This window comes from Coleofasciculaceae cyanobacterium, from assembly GCA_036703275.1.
Taxonomy (GTDB): domain Bacteria; phylum Cyanobacteriota; class Cyanobacteriia; order Cyanobacteriales; family Xenococcaceae; genus Waterburya.
Window position 1 is genome coordinate 127,235 of record DATNPK010000070.1, and the last position, 16,847, is coordinate 144,081.

Sequence of the window (16,847 nt, forward strand, 5' to 3'; positions counted from 1 at the left end):
GATATTACGATCTTATCCTTATTATCCTTTATTTTTGCCTCCGCCCTCATAACTTATTCATTCATCCCTTCAACTATATCGGCATTGGATCGGAGATATTGATGTTAGCGATGGGTTGATTGGTTAGACAATGCCAGTGACAGGTAAACAAATCGGGCTGCTGAGTTTTTAGGGTAATCAAGGCAGGTGCAGCCGGAAAAGGCCAAAGTCGGTCAAATACAATCTCGCCATTATACAGACTAAACTGGAGTAGGTAGGTTGCTGGTGATGCGTCTAACGAATCTAGTAGCTGCTCTGCTAAACCATGAAGCGATTTTTGCTGAACTTTTGGTATTCTCACTGGATGTTCATAAGAGTTAGGCATTGGTCCTTCGCTGATTATCTCTGCAAACACAGGTTTGTCGGTCATAATTATCGGCAACCAGAGATGCCCCAGCCATGAATCACCTACGCTGGTTTTAAATCCTAAATTTTTTTCCACCCAACGCCTTCTAGCATTGATGTCTTTGCAGGCGGAGTATATTCTGCTTTGGGGAAAATTAAAATAATCTGGTAGCTGAATTGTCAAAGGACAGTATATTGTTGAGTCGTTGTTTTTGTCTCTTTTAGTAGTTTTAAAATTTCTCGACCAAAGAGTGGCAGCAGAGATGATTTCTACAGCCTTCGATGGTGAATTTGCAATACTACGCTGCAAAGCTTCAACCATCTTCTGAGTTACAGGCGACGCTGAAATTAACTTTCCTTGATCGCTAACCTCAGCATTAATAATAATTACAACTTTTTCCATTCCCCTTCCATAGTTATGAGAGTTGTGATGTCTTGCCATCGGTGTTGTGAGCCGAACAGTATTTTTGCTCTTTTCAAATGCTTGGTTGTCGAATTGTTGATCTGGCTACTGTAATCGAGTGAAAAAAAAGTCCGTAATATTTATCGGGCATAGTTGAATTGTCAATCTATCTATATTAGGAGTTGAGAGTAGTTGCAACCAAAGCAACAAACTTTGAGCGATACCAAAACATAAGTTTGGCACAACAGTCTAAAACCTCGGCGTGATTATTATATACGCTTGCTACTTTTTAACAACTGTTTCCATCCAGAAAGGTTAGACTTTTAAGCAGTACCTATCATAATTGCTTCATGACCGAATTTTCAAGATGGCAGGTAAATAATTTAATAATTCAACAATCTAAACATACGATAACAAATTAACCTAATAGTAATAAATTAGCTACTTTAAACTGTAAAGAAAAAATAATCAATTAATTTATGCCAATCTTTCTTAAATATTATGCCAAACAGCGTCTTAATTTAGCGATCGCCTGAATCAATTTAATCACCAGTTGTTCAACCTGCGATCGCTCATCAGTTCCAGCTAAAGCGATGTAACCTAGGTCAATTCTTAATCAATAATCAAGAACATAATATCAATCACAACATGGAGCTACTAGAGTATCAGGCTAAAGAATTATTTAGAATCGTAGGTATTCCTATTTTACCTTCTCAGACAATTAAAGATTCAAGAAAGATTAAGCAGTTGCAAATTCCCTATCCTGTGGTTTTAAAGTCTCAGGTTAGATCTGGCGGGAGAGGAAAAGCTGGGGGAGTGCGTTTTGTCGCCAATACAATTGATGCGATCGCTGCTGCACGCAATATTTTTAATCTGTCTATTCTCGGAGAATATCCTGAAGTTATTTTAGCAGAAGCCCATTACAACACTGAAAGAGAGCTATTTTTAGCAATTGTTCTAGATTACGATTTACGCTCGCCCGTGTTGCTGGGTTCGGCCTTTGGGGGGATGAATGTAGATTTATTACTGACTAATCTACAGCAGGTAGTAGTTGATGGGGAATTTTCTCCATTTTATGCTCGTCGTTTAGCTGCCAGTATGGGATTATCGGGAAAACTAATTTGCTCTGTCAGCGAAATTATTGGCAAAATGTATCGTTTGTTCGCCGAAAAAGACCTTGACTTAATTGAAATTAACCCTTTGGGAGTTAACACTAAAGGCGAGCTGATGGCTTTAGATGGCAAAATAACAGTTAACGATCGTGCTTTGGCAAGACAACCAATTGTCGAAACCTTAAACTTTTCCCAACAGCCAAGAAAAATCAATGATCATAGCTGCTTGAAAACCAGTCAAAACTTGAGTCAAATTAGCTGGCGTTGGCTCGATTGGCAGTATAAAACGGGTAAAGTTGCCATGATTTGCAGTAGTTTCGACTCGGCACTATTAACCTGGGACTTATTTAAACAACATAAAGTTACTCCTGCTTGCAGTGCGCTACTCGAAAATAATCTTATTGCCGAAGCCGATAATCTAAAGTTGTATCGAGAAAAACTATTAGAAATTTTGGCGCAGCTAGAGTCGCTCAAAGGAATTAAAGTAATTGTCTTAAATATTTGGGAATCAGAAGCCGTTAGTCTTGAAGCTGTCCAAACTATTATCGACTATTGCCGTGCTGTGGCGGAATCAACTTTACCCTCTAGAGAAGAACAGGTATTGGTCAAGAATACTATTCTCTCAAACAGCGGCAGTAGTCAAAAAGTAGATTATCAGAATTTGCCATCCGATCGGACGTTTGGGGCTACACCTTACTTTATTCTACGGTTATTAAATAAAGATAATCTTAATGATTTGCCATTAATAGACAATGTTTATCTAGCTAGTAATTTAGAAACAGCAATTTTGGAGGCGATCGCTATGGTTAAATCTAATTAAAGACATTTTGCCCGAGCGAGTTTCTCTGTTGTAGCAACTCGCTCGGGCATAGCCAAGTTGATGTTTTGTGATCCTGATTCAAACCGCGCTAGTTTTTTGATTTAGCTTTTTTTATTCGATTTACCTGACAATTTTCAGCCGAAAACTCTTCTTATTTTATGAATTGGTCTCCCCCAAACAAAGTTATTGTTCAAGGAATAACCTCAAATCGGGCTGCTTTTTGCGCCGTGCAAATGAAAGCCTATGGTACCGATATTGTGGCGGGTATAAGTCCTGGCAGTGGTGGTACAAAAGTAGGAGACATACCTGTATTTGATTTAATCGAACAGGTTCAGGCTCAGGTAGACAAGATAGATATGAGCTTAATATTTGTTGATTCCTATCAGGTGCTGGATGCTGCTCGAGAAGCGATTGCCGCGGGCATCGATCGGCTTGTCATTTTAACCCCCAAAGTACCCCCTTTAGATACCATTGAACTGATTAGGCACGCGAAGAAAACCAACACCCTAATCTTGGGTCCTGGTAGCGATGGGATGATAATTCCTCAACAGTCTTGGCTCGGCAATTTACAGCCGCAGTTTTATCAACCAGGCACAGTCGGTTTAATTACCTCTAGTCAACATCTCTGTTATGAAGTTGCTGTCGAGTTAAATGCTGCTAATCTTGGACAATCAATGGTTGTTAGTTTGGGCGATGACCGTATTGTTGGTTCTAGTTTGACCTATTGGTTATCAATTTTAAATCAAGACCCTAACACCACGGCAATTGTTTCCATCGGGCAAAGAATCAACGAAACTGAAGAAATTATCGCCTACAGTAGAAATCATGGTTACAATAAGCCCGTAATTATTTACCTAGCTGGATTAAAAGCACCGCAAGAAAAAGTTTATTATGACGCGATTACTATTATTAGCAATTATTTATCTGGTTCGATCCCAGCCGTCAATCGCGATCGCCAAACAGTCGACAAATTGAAGAAAATTGGCATTAAAGTAGCTAATAAACCTAGCGAAATTCCGCCGCTGATTCAAAAGGCATTATCAGCAGAGCCATAAGATCTTGTGCGTAAATAAAATTACTAACTATTAGCAATTGCTGCGACTTCAATTCTTATAGAGATCGCCGAAACCGAGATTAAGCCTAATGCCATAACCTGCGATCGCCTATTCATTGCTGCTGTCGCTTTTAGCATTTGGAATACTTTTAAAGTATTTAATCAGGACAATCTAGATACAACCTTAGCTCAACCTGCTTATACAGGTCGGGCGATCGCTCTACTATTAATAGCTGGAATTAGTTTTGCTATTTCATTGGCACTTTGGGTATGGCCATTAACTCAAACCAGTATCGCTAATTCGACTTTGCTTAATAATATGATGCCGATCTTCACTACTTTGGGGGGCTGGCTCATCTTTCGTCAATAATTTTTCCGACGATTTTTACTCGGGATGGCAGTAGCAGTATTAGGCGCAGTGGCAATTGGAATTGAAGACTTACAGGCAGCAGCAAGTCATTTAACTAGGGATAGAGCAGCTTTAGTAGCAGCCATATTTTCCGCGATTAGTATTTTAAGCTTAGAACAGTTAAGAGTGCAGTTTTCTACTGCTTTAATCATGCAGTGGACGAGTCTGACTGGTAGTTTATTTCTGTTGCCTCTAGTCTTTGTCAGAGAGCGTTTACGACCAGTTTCTGTCACTGGTTGGCTAGCAGTTATCGGTCTAAGATTAATTTCTCAGGCGATCGGACAAGGGCTTTTAACCTATAGTTTGGCTAAATTCTCTTCAGGATTTATCGCAGTATCAATGCTGTCAATTCTAATTGCAGCAATTTTGGCAATGCTACTCTTTGCCGAACAGTTGAGTTTATTTAATTATTTGGCAATATCGGCAAAAGAATCTTAAAGCAACGATTTTAAACAATTTTATTTTAGTAAGATTAGTTGTGATAGCTTAAGACAGTCTCAACAGCTTGGTTGGATATGCGCGGGAAGCCCACGCATCCTCCAAGCTCAATTTCTGCGGTTATCTTACAACACAAGTAAAGCAATATGGCACGTAGCTCATTACAGTTAAACAGCGAATGGATACCGAAAGTAGAAGAATCTCTGGCAATCAAGCAATTGACTCAACGTTCTATTGCCGAACGCCTAGAAATATCAAGATCTTCAGTCTCTAAGTTTGTCAATTGTAAGCCGGTTGCTTTGAATGTTTTTATTCGTCTGTGTCAAGAATTAGATCTCGATTGGAAGATCGCTTCTGAGCCAGAGAGGGAATGGAACGATAATATCAAAAGCTTTAAGTTTAAGCAAGAAGACTTTAAAGCTAATCCAGGAGGACAAATTTCTCCAGATGAAGTCGTCGGTAGAGAAGAGTTGATCGAGAGTCTGTGGGAGAGGCTAAGACAACAAAGCCTAATTTTTAGTGGCGAGAGAAGAATTGGTAAAAGCAGCATCTTAAAAAAAATGAGCGCCGAAGCACCAGTAGATATGCTGCCAATCTATCGAGATTTAGAGGGAATTAGAACTCCAATTGAGTTTGTCGAGGCAGTATGGCAAGATACAGAAACATATCTTAGAGAGTCGGGTAAAGCCAGAAGAGTTAGAGAATATCTGAGTGAATTGACTGGTAATTATTTTGATGGTTATCAGTTTCCCGAATCAGCAGTTCACTGGAAAACTCTTTTAACTAAAACTATTGAAGATTTAGTAACGCTGCAAGACAAACAGATTGTGCTGATTTGGGATGAGATGCCTCATATGTTGGGTAACTTTAGCGATCGCGATGCCATGGAAATTTTAGATAACTTGCGATCGCTTCGTCAAACTTATCCAGATGTACGGATGATCTTTTCTGGCTCAATTGGTTTGCACCACATTATTAAGAATCTACAGAAGGCTGGCTACAGTAACGATCCGACCAATGATATGTATCCCATAGAAGGTCAACCACTAGATTTAGACGCTGCGACCGAGTTAACGATTAATCTTTTGGCAGGGGAAGACATCGCTGTTGCCGATTTACAACAAACCGCAGCAGATATTGCCTCAGCCGTTGACTGCATTCCTTTTTATATTCATCATTTAATTAATCAATTCAAAGATGCAGTTGAAGAAATCACCGCCGAAGAGATTTCAGACGTGATTGATGAATGTTTGCGTAGTCCCTTAAACCTGTGGAAGATGGATCACTATCGCGAACGTATTGATAATTATTATAATGAGGTGCAAAAACCTTATGCCCTAGAGATTTTAGATATTCTTTCAATTAATCCTCCTACCTCGTTTTCTCGGCTATGGCAGTACTTAAAAAGCGAACCTGAAACCAAAGACAAGGAAATAGCCAGGACTGTTTTGCGACTTCTGCTCAAAGACTATTATTTGATCCAGAAAGATAATCTTTCTGGGAATATCTATGCTTTCCGCTATCAACTAGTTCAGAGATATTGGCAAATATCTAGAGGATTGTAAAGCGAAATAGTTAAAAATAGTTAAGAGGGCGCAAGTTGCTTGGCAACTTGAATGCCTGAGTTTTGCTTGGTTAAAACCTAGCCCCAAAAAATAAGCGACAAAATACTACCCGAAGTGATCTATAGTCATTCCTGTCAATTACGGTTCGATAAAAGTTAAAAATCAAAATTGGCGATCAATTTGTGATAGCCAACTAATAAACTTCTAACCTAAATCCAATTTAGTTTTACTATGAAGCCAATCATAAATACGATCGAGTTCTTCTAAAGTTACCAGTCCATATTGCCAAAGAATCATTGGTATGGGTACAGGGTGATCTTCTACCGAACGCTGGACGATCTCAATCGAATCATTAGAAAGAGCTAATTCTTCCTTTAAAAACTGGATAAATTTGGCATATATGGCTGGTTTCATCTGGCTCTACCTTTATTTTCGGCTTTCGGATTAGGTCATAAGTAATTTTGCTGGTCGAATAGTTTAGTTTTAACCATTACTACTCAAAATTAAATTTTTACTATTGTTGAAGATAAATAATATTTTGCCAGTGTTTCAAATCACACTTGAGCAAAATTTTAAATTCTTTCATTAACTAAAATTTTTATCCAGATAATAACTTAAGCAATTAGGTCTAAAATAAAAATGTTCTTGTTTTTAATTAATAGCTACTGATTGACTACTGGCTTTTTCCGTCAATAAACAAGTCTGTCACTATACTTGAAAATCAGGACTTTCTATAATGACACACATATGCTAATACGTAAAAACATTTAATTTTATCAAATATAAAAAAGATAAGATATTATCCTTTAGTTTGTACTCCCTCTATTGATAGATAATTGTTTGAGCCAATTATTAAATATTTATAAACTAGTTCACCTTTAGCAATGTTACTTATTAATAATTCAAATTTGAGGTGTTGAGTAGATAAGATTATTGGTTTTTCAACTATGTTTCTTTATTAATATCTAGAGCTTGAATCTTTATAGTATCTCCTACCTTGATGCCTAATTCCTTAGCTCTTCCTCCTCTGAGTTCAACCACCCGATCGACTAAACCCTCTGGACCATAAATAGGACACGGTTCTGTTTGGCAGGGAGGGACATCAACTGCAAGACCAACAACGCGATCGCCATTTAAAAAAATCATATCTAGTGATATTGGCACATTTTTCATCCAAAAGCGAGCAGTTCGTTCAGATTGAAAGGGAAACAGCATTCCCCGATTATCAGCTAAAGCTTCGCGAAACATCAAGCCAGTAGCCTGTTGCTGGGGAGTTTGCGCCACCTCAAGCTCAATAGTTGCTCCTGAAATATTGGCGATCGCGGTAATAGGCAGCATTTGACCCGATTTAATTTCCTGAGGTACATCAGCAATGACTTTTCCCGTAGACGAAATGGTAGAACAACTAGATAGTAAAACTAACAGTATTATACTTAGATTGATATTTAATCTCATTAATTTGATTGTTGACTAAAATTAAATCGTCACCTGTTCAAGACTATGCCAGCATCAAGAAAATTGATTTTAATTTCGACTTGCGAATGGCTATAGTTACCAGTTTGCAACAAAAGCCAAAAAAATGATGCCATTAGTGGTTTAGTCTCTACTATCGGCGTAACAACAGTATTAATAATAGCCACTTTGGTATTGTCTTTTAGTTATTTTCTTTTAGCAGTCGTAATTAGCATAGTGGCGATCGCTTCTTTTGCTTGGAGTTTATTTTCAATGTAGCTATTTGACTATACCTACGGCTTCACTTCTATTATCGTTACAGTTGGCTTGATTGGTGTTGCTATCAATAGAAAAAATCAAACATTGGACAATCAGGCGATCGCCACTTAAAAAGCTAAACATTAGATTACCTAATAACAGTTCATTTGACGACATTATTAACCTTTTCTTTACCCTGCTTGAGCTATTGTTTAATTCCTCATATTAATCAATAGCTATTCAAATGATTGATATTTAATTATTCTTGATTTATTTGTTTGATATTACAATACTGTTGTCTTCTGTCTTCAATAATGGTTAGGAAATCCGAATCAACGCTCAACCGTGAAGGGAAAAATTTTAGGCTCTCGTTATCAAGTTCTTGAATATATTGCCAAAGGGGGATTTGGCAGAACTTATCTAGCCCAAGACACTCAACTCCCAGGAAAAGATCTGTGTGTAGTAAAACAACTCTCCCCCAGTTTTGAAGCTCCCCAATTTCTGACAGTGGCACGGCGGTTGTTTAAAACAGAAGCGTCTGCACTACATAGCCTAGGTTCTCACGATCAAATACCAGAACTTTTGGCATATTTCGAGGAAGAAGAAAAGTTTTATTTAGTACAGCAATACATTGAAGGTGAAACACTCGAGCATGAGTTAACCCCCGAGCAAGTTTGGTCACAGGCTCAAGTAATCGAATTATTAGAAGACGGCTTAAAAATTTTAGACTTCATCCATACTAAAGGGGTAATTCATCGTGATATTAAACCTGATAATCTAATTCGCCGTAGTTGCGATCGCAAAATTGTTTTGGTAGATTTTGGCACAGTCAAAAACCTGCTTCAGGGACAAACTAATCTAGGTCAGCTGACTGTACCAGTAGGAACGAAAGGCTATATGTCGACAGAGCAGGCTAGAGGAAAACCTCGTCCGACAAGTGATGTGTATGCCCTAGGAATTATTGGAATTCAAGCTCTTACTGGAGTTGAACCTCTAGAGCTAGAAGAAGATGATGATGGAGAGCTTATTTGGACACATTTGGCTAAAGTAGACCCCCAGTTGGCTGAAATCTTGACTCAAATGACGCGCTACCAATTCGAGGATCGTTATCAATCTGCACAGACAGCTTTACAGGCTTTAACAGCTTTCTCTCAGGCTGGCACAACTAAGCCTCAGTCGATTACGACCATCAATCAATCTGTATTAAATAATTTGGATACAACTCATTCAGCGATCGCTGCCTCAGCCAGAGCGGAAAATGAATTAGTCGCACCATCTCTATTACCTGATGCTAATTTACCCAACTCGATAGAGCAAAGCCAAAGTCATAGTGTCCCAATAAATAGACAAACCGCACCTACCGAAATTGATTCTAGCTCTGAAATTAAGCCGCAGTTCGCCAAGATAATTTCTGCAATCGCGATCGCTTTGGGAACAATGATTATTGGTGGTATCTATTTATTAATGCAGCAATCTATTCTTAAGCCTCAATTAAATAATACTCCTGCACCTTCGGAAATACCTAATTCTTCTACCCCTAGAATGAAGCAGGGAGAAGGATTTAGAAAAAATCTTTAAATATAGCCATAGAAAAACAAGGCACTATATCCTAGAACTGAAACTACAAGTTAAGTTAATGAATACAGATACAGATATTAATTATCAGGCGATCGCCAATAAACTATCAGGAATTGAAACGACTTGCGATCGCGATCGTTTAACCAAATTATCTTTAGATTATTATTATTTCAGTCCAATTCTCGAGAAGCAACTACAAAATAAGCGAGGCGAATTAGCGGTATTTCCCACTACAGAAGCAGAGGTGCTGCAAATTGCTCAAGCTTGTGTAAAACATAAAATTCCTCTGACAGTTAGAGGTGCAGGTACGGGAAACTATGGTCAATGTATCCCCTTAAAGGGAGGGATTATTCTCGACACCAGTAAAATGAATCGGATCGAGTGGCTTAAGCCAGGAATAGCCTGTGTGCAGCCAGGAGTCAAAATGGCAGCCTTCGACAAACAGGCTAGAGAAATCGGCTGGGAATTACGGATGGCTCCTTCTACCTACCGCACAGCAAGTATTGGAGGCTTTATTGGTGGTGGTAGTGTAGGGATGGGTTCGATTAACTATGGACAAATCAGCGATCGCGGTAATCTACGGCGAGTGCGATTAGTTACCCTAGAAGAAGAGCCGAGAGTCATAGAATTAAAAGGAGAGGAAGTGCAAAACGTACTTCATGCTTACGGCACTACAGGTATTATTACTGAGTTAGAGATTCCCCTCGCACCTGCTTACCCTTGGCAAGAGGAGATCGTTGTTTTCGATGATTTTATGACTGCTGCTAAATTTGGACAGGCTCTTAGTGACAGCAATGGTATTGTTAAAAAGCTAGTTAGTATTCATGCAGCTCCTATATCCAAATATTTTGTTTCGTTGCAAAACTACATACCTCAAGCAAAACATTGCGCTTTATTGATGATATCGGAATACGATCTTGCTCCTTTCCAGGATTTAGTCAGAGAATACCAGGGAGAAATAACCTACAGCAAAAGTGCAGCCGAAGCAAGCAAAGGAACTAGTTTACTAGAATTTACCTGGAATCACACTACCCTTCATGCTCGCAAAATCGATCGCAACTTGACTTACCTACAAACTTTCTATTTCACTCTCGAAAGGCTTGAACAACTCTATCAACAAGCTGGGGATGAAATTATAATTCACCTAGAATTCTTGCGTGCAGGAGGAAAAGCTGTTCCTGCGGGGTTGCAGCTAATTCGCTTCACCACCCAAGAGCGGTTAAACGAGATTATTCGTAATCATGAATCTCAAGGTGCGTTTATCGCCAATCCCCATGTCTATACGATCGAAGACGGTGGTAACAAACAAATCAACCCGCAAAAAGTAACCTTTAAACAACGAGTAGATCCCTTTGGGTTACTTAATCCAGGCAAAATGCGAGGATTTAATTGATTACTGATTACTGAGATTATTCTAAGCAAGCAAATGCCCTGACAAAGATGGACATTTGCCTGCTTTACCATTTGACTACATACCAACAACGTAGGAAGTTGATTATTTTTATTTCTTTCGTCCTCATAACTCATGCTTTAATTGTCGGTAATCACTAGCTCTGATGACATTTCAATCTGCATAACTTTTCCTCTAAAATAAGTAAAGTTATGATAATTACATCAAACCAATATTAATTCACTTCGGAGTTTGTTAAATTTATGAATTTAATCATTACTAGTCTTCTTAGCTTTCTGCAAATTTACTGGGTATTATTAATTGTTAGAATTTTACTGTCTTGGTTCCAGACTGCGGAATGGGCGGGACAAATCATCTCCTTTTTAAGTCCTATTACCGATCCTTATCTCAATATATTTCGCTCAATTATTCCACCTCTGGGTGGAATTGATATCTCGGCGATTTTGGCACTGGTTCTGCTACAGTTTGTTCAAAGCTCACTGGCATCCTTTTCAGCTGCATCATTGGCCAGCGGATTCTAGACTTAGTTATCGTATTCAAAATCGTCGTAATAATATGGACGGACTTTTCCTGCAAACCCAGAAGCTTTAAAATTTTTCAATTTTAGAGGCGTTGGCTGATTTGCAGGAACACTAACTCTAATTGCAAAGTCACTAATGCCTGGAGGAACTTCTTCAATCGTGCCAATCCGTCCACGATTCTCAAAGGTTGAATTATCATTTGCATCATAGATACGACCAAATACATCTGCATCCACTACAGTCTTGCCTGATATATTCTTGGCTTTCCCTTTGATGGTATAGCAGCTTACGGGTCGAAGATCGCCACTCGTAACACTACCTGCTGCCTCATTTCCTGCACAAGGCTCATAAGAAAGATTGGATAGTTTGATTGAGGTCATTGCTGCTGCTGGGGGAGTTACAATAAAACTACTCAGCCAGATAGAAATAGAGAATAGTAGCCCTGCTAGGAATCGAATCATAAAATAATACTTGTTGCTAATAGTTTTTCTATTATTTCTCTCAGCTTAACCTGAATCAACTATCGGGTAAAAGTTGAAAATCACAATACCTGCGCTCTCAGCCAGGCAACTGGAAGCGATAAAGTTTTCTTGGGTTTAGAGACAAAAGCCCGCCGATTAAAAACATCATAGTTGTTGGCTTCAATCTCGTTGAGAATACCCTGATAAAGCATCAAAGAAGCCCAAACTGGTAAACGAGAATCACGAATCAAATAACGAATACCTGCTTCTGCCTGTTTGTAATATTCCCTGGCGCGCTTAACTTGAAACCTCATCATTGCTTTCCAGCGCTCATCAACTACCCCAGCCATCAAATCTTGCTCTGTGTAGTCGAAGGCGTGTAAATCTTCTATGGGTAGATAAATACGATCGCGCTGCATATCTTCCCCAACGTCCCGCAAAATGTTGGTAAGCTGCATTGCCATGCCCAGAGCGATCGCTTCCTCTGTCGGGACATAAATCGGCTTATCTCTCTCCCAAGGTACACCATTAGAATCAGCCCCAATCCCTAAGACGGCATTGGACATTAAACCTACCGTACCTGCAACGCGGTAACAGTAGAGCTTAAGCTCTTCAAAAGTTTGATAGCGATTTTGAATCAAATCCATCTTTTGCCCTGCAATCATGTCCCGAAAAGGTTGAATACCCATCGGGTAACTTTCAATGGTGTCAACCAGAGCAACATCGGTGTCATCAATCGGATATCCAGCAAAGACAGATTCTAGCTGTTGTTCCCATTCTGCGAGGGTTTCTTTCGTGGTGTATTTAGCTTTATCACCATCTACCAATTCATCTGTGAGACGACACCAGGCATAGATTGCCCAAATTGCCTTGCTTTTCTCTTTGGGCATCAACAAAGTGCCAAAATAAAAAGTTTTAGCGTATTCTGCCGTAATTTGACGGCAAATTTCATAAGCCTCGTCTATAGAGACTAGATTTTTTTGCGTTTTTGTTTTTGGTAATTGCAACATTCAGAAGCAAGCAGAGATACTATCTTTTGTTGGGCAGGAATTAAAAGGAGCTACATAATTTTGCTCTAGTCATTTAGCATTGTCTCATCCTATTGCTACTAGAGACTCTATAACAAGTAATAAAATTAAATCGCGGCGAATGCGGTTTCTTTATTTACCTGTTTTGAAGCTGGATAATCTTGAGCGATCGCTTTTGCTGCTAGTTTACCAGAAAGTACCGCACCTTCCATGCTGCCTAAATATTCTTGCTTAGTAAAACTCCCTGCCAAATAAAAATTATCAATAGGAGTTTTTTGAGTAGGCTTGATGGACTGTGTACCAGCTAAAGCGCGATAGACAGATTTAGGAGTCTTAACTACTTTAGATTTAAGCACTTTTGCCCGATTATCGCCATCAAAGTGCTGTGGAAACAGTTTTCCCAGTTCTGTTATAGTTGCTGCGATGATTTCTTCATCGGACTTAGTAATCCAGTCTTTTGCAGGAGCAAGAACCAGTTCTAACATCGACTTATCAGGATCGGCATATTCTTTGCAGGTATTACTCATGTCGGCATAGACGCTAAGTAAAGGCGATCGCGAAAACAACAGGTGATCTATTTCGGTAATCTTGCGATCAAACCAAAGATGTAGATTAATTACTTCTACCCCTTCTAACTTACACATTTCTTGGAAGAAAGTTTTTTCTTTCCAAGCTTTAGGCAGCATTGGTTTTAACGGATCGACAGGCATAGCTGAGACATAGGCATCGGCAGTTATTACTTCATCCTCAGCACCATTTAAACCGCGAATCACGTAACCTTTCACCCTACCGTCTGCCTCGGTCATAATTTCTTTAAGAGGAGCATTAAGACGTACTTCGCCTCCTTTTGCAGTGATATAGTCCACCATTGGTTGACACAATCTTTCCGTAGGTGAGCCATCGAGAAACGCGACTTTTGAACCGTAACGCTCCTTAAGAAAGCGGTTGATTGCAGTTAAAGGAATACTGGCAGAAACATCTTCGGGGTTAATAAAGGTTAATGCTTTAGAAGCAGCAATAAAAATATCACTGTTAACCCGTTCATCAATTCCCTGCTGTTCTAACCAAGCAAGCAGATCGTATTTGTCCATATTCTCTACATATTGCTGTCCCCGAATAATAGCGGGTAGCAACCCAACAGCAAACTTGAACTTCTGTGTCCAGGTCAACATATCGTTATTACGAATAATGGAGGTAATGACGTTAAAGGGTGCAGGAATATTGGGAACGTTGAAACGAGAATATGTCCCTGGTTTCTCTGGCTGGTTGAAGATCAAAGCGTGTTCTTTCCACTGTAATCTGTCTTCAATGCCCAATTCTTTAAATAGTTGAATCATGTTGGGATATGCGCCAAAAAAGACGTGCAAACCAGTTTCATACCAGTCTCCATCTTCATCTTTCCAGGCAGCTACTAAGCCACCTAAAACATCTCGACGTTCAAGAACGATAGGCTGATGTCCTTGGTCTACTAAATACTTAGCGCAGGCTAATCCTGCCAATCCTGCTCCGGCGATCGCAACTCGCATTTACAAATACTATTCTCAAATAATGGTTTTACACAAAGTCGCCATATTGACGACTTAATTCAATCATTATACTTTGCATTTCGTTACATTTGCTCTAGTTTTCTCAGATCAACTTGACGAACTCAGCAATTACCCATTAGTTTTCTTGTACCAAGTTGCATAATTCAGCATCACGAAATAATTGAGACTTCTACGATTGGACTAGAGGATATAAAATTAAGCCAAGTATTGCAGCAGCTAAAACCAATACTGGTTCAGGTAATTTTTTCTTAAACTTCCAGAGTAAAGCAACACTGACCAAGGCGATCGCAATAGTAGGAATATCAATCAGCGATCGCCTGCCTAAAACAATTACTGCCCCGGTAATTGCTCCAGTTGCTGCCACAGTTACACCCTTAACAAAAGCGGCTATCGCTGGTTGTTTACCGTATTTCTTAAAGTATGGTGCAGGAAGAATCGTGAAGAGATAGCAGGGTATAAAAGTTCCTAAAGCAGCTACCACAGAGCCTGAAAACCCTGCGACTAAAAAGCCAATAAAACCTGTAGTAATTACCACTGGACCGGGAGTAATCATCGCCACTGCCACGGCATCGACAAATTGTTTATCAGTTAACCATTGAAAGTCTTTTACTACTCCGCCATATAAAAAAGGCACAATCGCCAAACCACTACCAAAGACAAACGCACCTGCTTGAGAAAAATAAAGTAAAATCTTCCAAAGAATTCCTTTGTGAGCAATAGTTGCAGTTGTCTGAGTCAAAAAGAATAGAGGAGTAATACTTAAGGATTTAGTACTACCTTTAAACCAATTTTTGGGAGGTGCTTCAGCAAACCAAACTAAGATACCAGCCAAAAGAAACGTCCAGATAATCTCTGATTCAGTGATCACTGTGATGGATATACTAATCAGATAAATAATCCAGACTAACTTGCCTTTAATCATTTTCTGAGTAAGTTTGTACGCACTGTTGGCAATGATGCCAATTACACAAGCACCTACTCCATAAAAGACGGCTTGCATCCAGCTAATACCACCATATTGGGTGTAGATCCACCCCAGAGTAACTACTATCAAGAAAGAAGGCAAAGTAAAGGCAATACCGCCTATGGTTGCCCCTAAAATGCCGTAATGAACATAACTAAGATAAATTCCTAATTGCGCTGCCAAAGGACCAGGTGCAAGTTGTGCCAGTGCTAATCCCTCAGCATATTCACTTTCAGAAATCCATTTTTTCTGTTCAACCAAATCTCTGTGCATATATCCTACCAGAGCGATCGGTCCTCCAAACCCAATCGTTCCCAGCTTGAGCATATATAAAACCATGTCCCACAAGGAATAATTGATTTTGGTTGTTCCTGTATCTTGATGATCTTCTAGACCAGATTTACTCATGACTAATCATTAGATTGATGAACAATCTTTAATGTAATATCTGTTTCTTAGAAAAGCAATACTTTTTACAAAGCCTATCGATTTTGAGTTTTGGCTAAAGCTAGATAAAGTCCATCAAAAAGCTTAATTCCTAAAGATTCAAGCTCTATATCTGTTAAGCCTGCTAGTAACCATCCTTTGAGAATAGTTTCGACACCGATTGCCTCTGGAGATATATATTGTCCGTCTCGCAAATCAAGTTCGTGAACGATTTGGGCGATCGCAAATACTCCAGATTGTTCTAAACCAAATCGCAGCATCATCGTCTCAAAGCTACATAAATTTCCTTGATGTCCAAATTCCGCTTCTTTTATATCAAAGGCAATTTCATCCGCTTCTGGTTGCAGGGAATAGCGAATGATAGCCGCAGAATCGATAAACTTACGGATTAACCAAATACAAGCAAGACGATCTACAAATGGACGCGGACGAGTAACCCAGCGTTTATGTTGATATTCTGTAACATTAACGCTAACTAAGTTTTCGGAATTAGGTTGTTGAAGATATTGTTCAATTCTAGTTAATCTGGCTGCTACTGGTTGAGCATCAGAACAATCAAAAAAATCGAGGGTCAGAATTTCACTGTAGCGTTTTCTTAATTTTGCGATCGCATTTTTGATTTCTGCAACTTCAATTTTTGGCTGAGTATTAATTTTTTGTTCTAGCTCTTCTGTTTGAGTATCAATCTCTAGATAATCTTGTTGGCGAGCTTGGCGAAACATCTCTATTAGTTGTTGGTCGCTCAATCCTTCAAACTGTTCTACATAGAATACTAAAGCATCTCCTTTTGCCTGTTGAACCTCTTGCATTAACCATTGAAAAGCTTCAATACATTCATCTTTTGCAGGTAAAATGTATACTCCTGTCTTGACCGAGATCGAACCAAGACGGCGTAATCTTCGCCAAAGGGTTACACGGGGACTTGAACTAGATTTAGAAGGCAAAGAATAGGAAAATACTAGCCATTTCATCGACTTATTCACCAACTTATTGAA

General features: G+C 39.2%; 16 protein-coding genes. 7 read left to right on the forward strand and 9 right to left on the reverse strand.

The genetic code is table 11. The features are described from left to right. Window positions 1-73: 73 nt before the first annotated feature. A complete protein-coding gene (locus tag V6C71_13130; GenBank protein HEY9769415.1) occupies window positions 74-826 on the reverse strand; it encodes a hypothetical protein in 753 nt (250 codons plus the stop codon). A gap of 609 nt (window positions 827-1,435) precedes the next feature. On the opposite strand from V6C71_13130, the gene V6C71_13135 reads away from it, so the two are divergent. The 4 genes from V6C71_13135 to V6C71_13150 all read left to right on the forward strand — a co-directional run bounded on the left by V6C71_13135 (window position 1,436) and on the right by V6C71_13150 (window position 6,185). Beyond that, on the forward strand, window positions 1,436-2,719 hold the full coding sequence (locus V6C71_13135; protein ID HEY9769416.1) for an ATP-grasp domain-containing protein: 1,284 nt from the start codon (window positions 1,436-1,438) through the stop codon (window positions 2,717-2,719). A 158-nt stretch (window positions 2,720-2,877) separates the two neighbouring features. After that, window positions 2,878-3,774: a CoA-binding protein gene (locus V6C71_13140; GenBank protein HEY9769417.1), complete on the forward strand. Its 897-nt coding sequence runs from the start codon at window positions 2,878-2,880 to the stop codon at window positions 3,772-3,774. A gap of 393 nt (window positions 3,775-4,167) precedes the next feature. Further along, a complete protein-coding gene (locus tag V6C71_13145; protein ID HEY9769418.1) occupies window positions 4,168-4,620 on the forward strand; it encodes an EamA family transporter in 453 nt (150 codons plus the stop codon). Window positions 4,621-4,766: 146 nt separating this feature from the next. Further along, a complete protein-coding gene (locus V6C71_13150; protein HEY9769419.1) occupies window positions 4,767-6,185 on the forward strand; it encodes a hypothetical protein in 1,419 nt (472 codons plus the stop codon). Window positions 6,186-6,389: 204 nt separating this feature from the next. On the opposite strand, the gene V6C71_13155 is transcribed toward V6C71_13150, so the two are convergent. The 3 genes from V6C71_13155 to V6C71_13165 form a co-directional block, all read right to left on the reverse strand. Then, window positions 6,390-6,599, reverse strand: a complete 210-nt coding sequence (locus V6C71_13155; GenBank protein HEY9769420.1) for a DUF2949 domain-containing protein — start codon at window positions 6,597-6,599, stop codon at window positions 6,390-6,392. A gap of 531 nt (window positions 6,600-7,130) precedes the next feature. Beyond that, window positions 7,131-7,640: a DUF192 domain-containing protein gene (locus V6C71_13160; protein ID HEY9769421.1), complete on the reverse strand. Its 510-nt coding sequence runs from the start codon at window positions 7,638-7,640 to the stop codon at window positions 7,131-7,133. Between the two features lie 276 nt (window positions 7,641-7,916). Beyond that, window positions 7,917-8,072, reverse strand: coding sequence for a hypothetical protein (locus V6C71_13165; GenBank protein HEY9769422.1), 156 nt, complete (start codon window positions 8,070-8,072; stop codon window positions 7,917-7,919). A gap of 168 nt (window positions 8,073-8,240) precedes the next feature. Here V6C71_13165 and V6C71_13170 point away from each other — a divergent pair, with 168 nt between their 5' ends. From V6C71_13170 to V6C71_13180, 3 genes are all read left to right on the forward strand, one after another. Beyond that, window positions 8,241-9,473, forward strand: coding sequence for a serine/threonine-protein kinase (locus tag V6C71_13170; protein HEY9769423.1), 1,233 nt, complete (start codon window positions 8,241-8,243; stop codon window positions 9,471-9,473). Window positions 9,474-9,531: 58 nt separating this feature from the next. After that, the gene (locus tag V6C71_13175; GenBank protein HEY9769424.1) at window positions 9,532-10,866 is read left to right on the forward strand and encodes an FAD-binding oxidoreductase; all 1,335 of its coding nucleotides are present in this window, start codon (window positions 9,532-9,534) and stop codon (window positions 10,864-10,866) included. A gap of 260 nt (window positions 10,867-11,126) precedes the next feature. Then, the gene (locus V6C71_13180; protein HEY9769425.1) at window positions 11,127-11,405 is read left to right on the forward strand and encodes a YggT family protein; all 279 of its coding nucleotides are present in this window, start codon (window positions 11,127-11,129) and stop codon (window positions 11,403-11,405) included. Window positions 11,406-11,407: 2 nt separating this feature from the next. On the opposite strand, the gene V6C71_13185 is transcribed toward V6C71_13180, so the two are convergent. The 5 genes from V6C71_13185 to V6C71_13205 form a co-directional block, all read right to left on the reverse strand. Continuing rightward, window positions 11,408-11,866 carry a hypothetical protein gene (locus V6C71_13185; protein HEY9769426.1) on the reverse strand — a complete coding sequence of 153 codons (459 nt, stop codon included), beginning with the start codon at window positions 11,864-11,866 and terminating at the stop codon, window positions 11,408-11,410. An 80-nt stretch (window positions 11,867-11,946) separates the two neighbouring features. After that, the gene (locus V6C71_13190) at window positions 11,947-12,876 is read right to left on the reverse strand and encodes a phytoene synthase (GenBank protein ID HEY9769427.1); all 930 of its coding nucleotides are present in this window, start codon (window positions 12,874-12,876) and stop codon (window positions 11,947-11,949) included. A 125-nt stretch (window positions 12,877-13,001) separates the two neighbouring features. Further along, a complete protein-coding gene (gene pds / locus V6C71_13195; protein HEY9769428.1) occupies window positions 13,002-14,420 on the reverse strand; it encodes a 15-cis-phytoene desaturase in 1,419 nt (472 codons plus the stop codon). Between the two features lie 190 nt (window positions 14,421-14,610). Next, window positions 14,611-15,813 carry a chromate transporter gene (locus tag V6C71_13200; protein ID HEY9769429.1) on the reverse strand — a complete coding sequence of 401 codons (1,203 nt, stop codon included), beginning with the start codon at window positions 15,811-15,813 and terminating at the stop codon, window positions 14,611-14,613. 74 nt (window positions 15,814-15,887) lie between these two features. Continuing rightward, window positions 15,888-16,823 (reverse strand): chromate resistance protein ChrB domain-containing protein, encoded by a 936-nt coding sequence (locus tag V6C71_13205; GenBank protein HEY9769430.1) that lies wholly within the window; start codon window positions 16,821-16,823, stop codon window positions 15,888-15,890. Between the last annotated feature and the right edge of the window lie 24 nt (window positions 16,824-16,847).

Excerpts from the sequence above, each read along its gene's own strand:
- V6C71_13145 (HEY9769418.1), top strand. The coding sequence starts at position 4,168 with ATGGCAGTAGCAGTATTAGGCGCAGTGGCAATTGGAATTGAAGACTTA.
- V6C71_13185 (HEY9769426.1), bottom strand. The coding sequence starts at position 11,866 with ATGATTCGATTCCTAGCAGGGCTACTATTCTCTATTTCTATCTGGCTG.
- V6C71_13140 (HEY9769417.1), top strand. The coding sequence starts at position 2,878 with ATGAATTGGTCTCCCCCAAACAAAGTTATTGTTCAAGGAATAACCTCA.
- V6C71_13150 (HEY9769419.1), top strand. The coding sequence starts at position 4,767 with ATGGCACGTAGCTCATTACAGTTAAACAGCGAATGGATACCGAAAGTA.
- V6C71_13130 (HEY9769415.1), bottom strand. The coding sequence starts at position 826 with ATGGCAAGACATCACAACTCTCATAACTATGGAAGGGGAATGGAAAAA.
- pds (HEY9769428.1), bottom strand. The coding sequence starts at position 14,420 with ATGCGAGTTGCGATCGCCGGAGCAGGATTGGCAGGATTAGCCTGCGCT.
- V6C71_13165 (HEY9769422.1), bottom strand. The coding sequence starts at position 8,072 with ATGTCGTCAAATGAACTGTTATTAGGTAATCTAATGTTTAGCTTTTTA.
- V6C71_13200 (HEY9769429.1), bottom strand. The coding sequence starts at position 15,813 with ATGAGTAAATCTGGTCTAGAAGATCATCAAGATACAGGAACAACCAAA.
- V6C71_13180 (HEY9769425.1), top strand. The coding sequence starts at position 11,127 with ATGAATTTAATCATTACTAGTCTTCTTAGCTTTCTGCAAATTTACTGG.
- V6C71_13155 (HEY9769420.1), bottom strand. The coding sequence starts at position 6,599 with ATGAAACCAGCCATATATGCCAAATTTATCCAGTTTTTAAAGGAAGAA.
- V6C71_13190 (HEY9769427.1), bottom strand. The coding sequence starts at position 12,876 with ATGTTGCAATTACCAAAAACAAAAACGCAAAAAAATCTAGTCTCTATA.
- V6C71_13135 (HEY9769416.1), top strand. The coding sequence starts at position 1,436 with ATGGAGCTACTAGAGTATCAGGCTAAAGAATTATTTAGAATCGTAGGT.
- V6C71_13160 (HEY9769421.1), bottom strand. The coding sequence starts at position 7,640 with ATGAGATTAAATATCAATCTAAGTATAATACTGTTAGTTTTACTATCT.
- V6C71_13205 (HEY9769430.1), bottom strand. The coding sequence starts at position 16,823 with ATGAAATGGCTAGTATTTTCCTATTCTTTGCCTTCTAAATCTAGTTCA.
- V6C71_13175 (HEY9769424.1), top strand. The coding sequence starts at position 9,532 with ATGAATACAGATACAGATATTAATTATCAGGCGATCGCCAATAAACTA.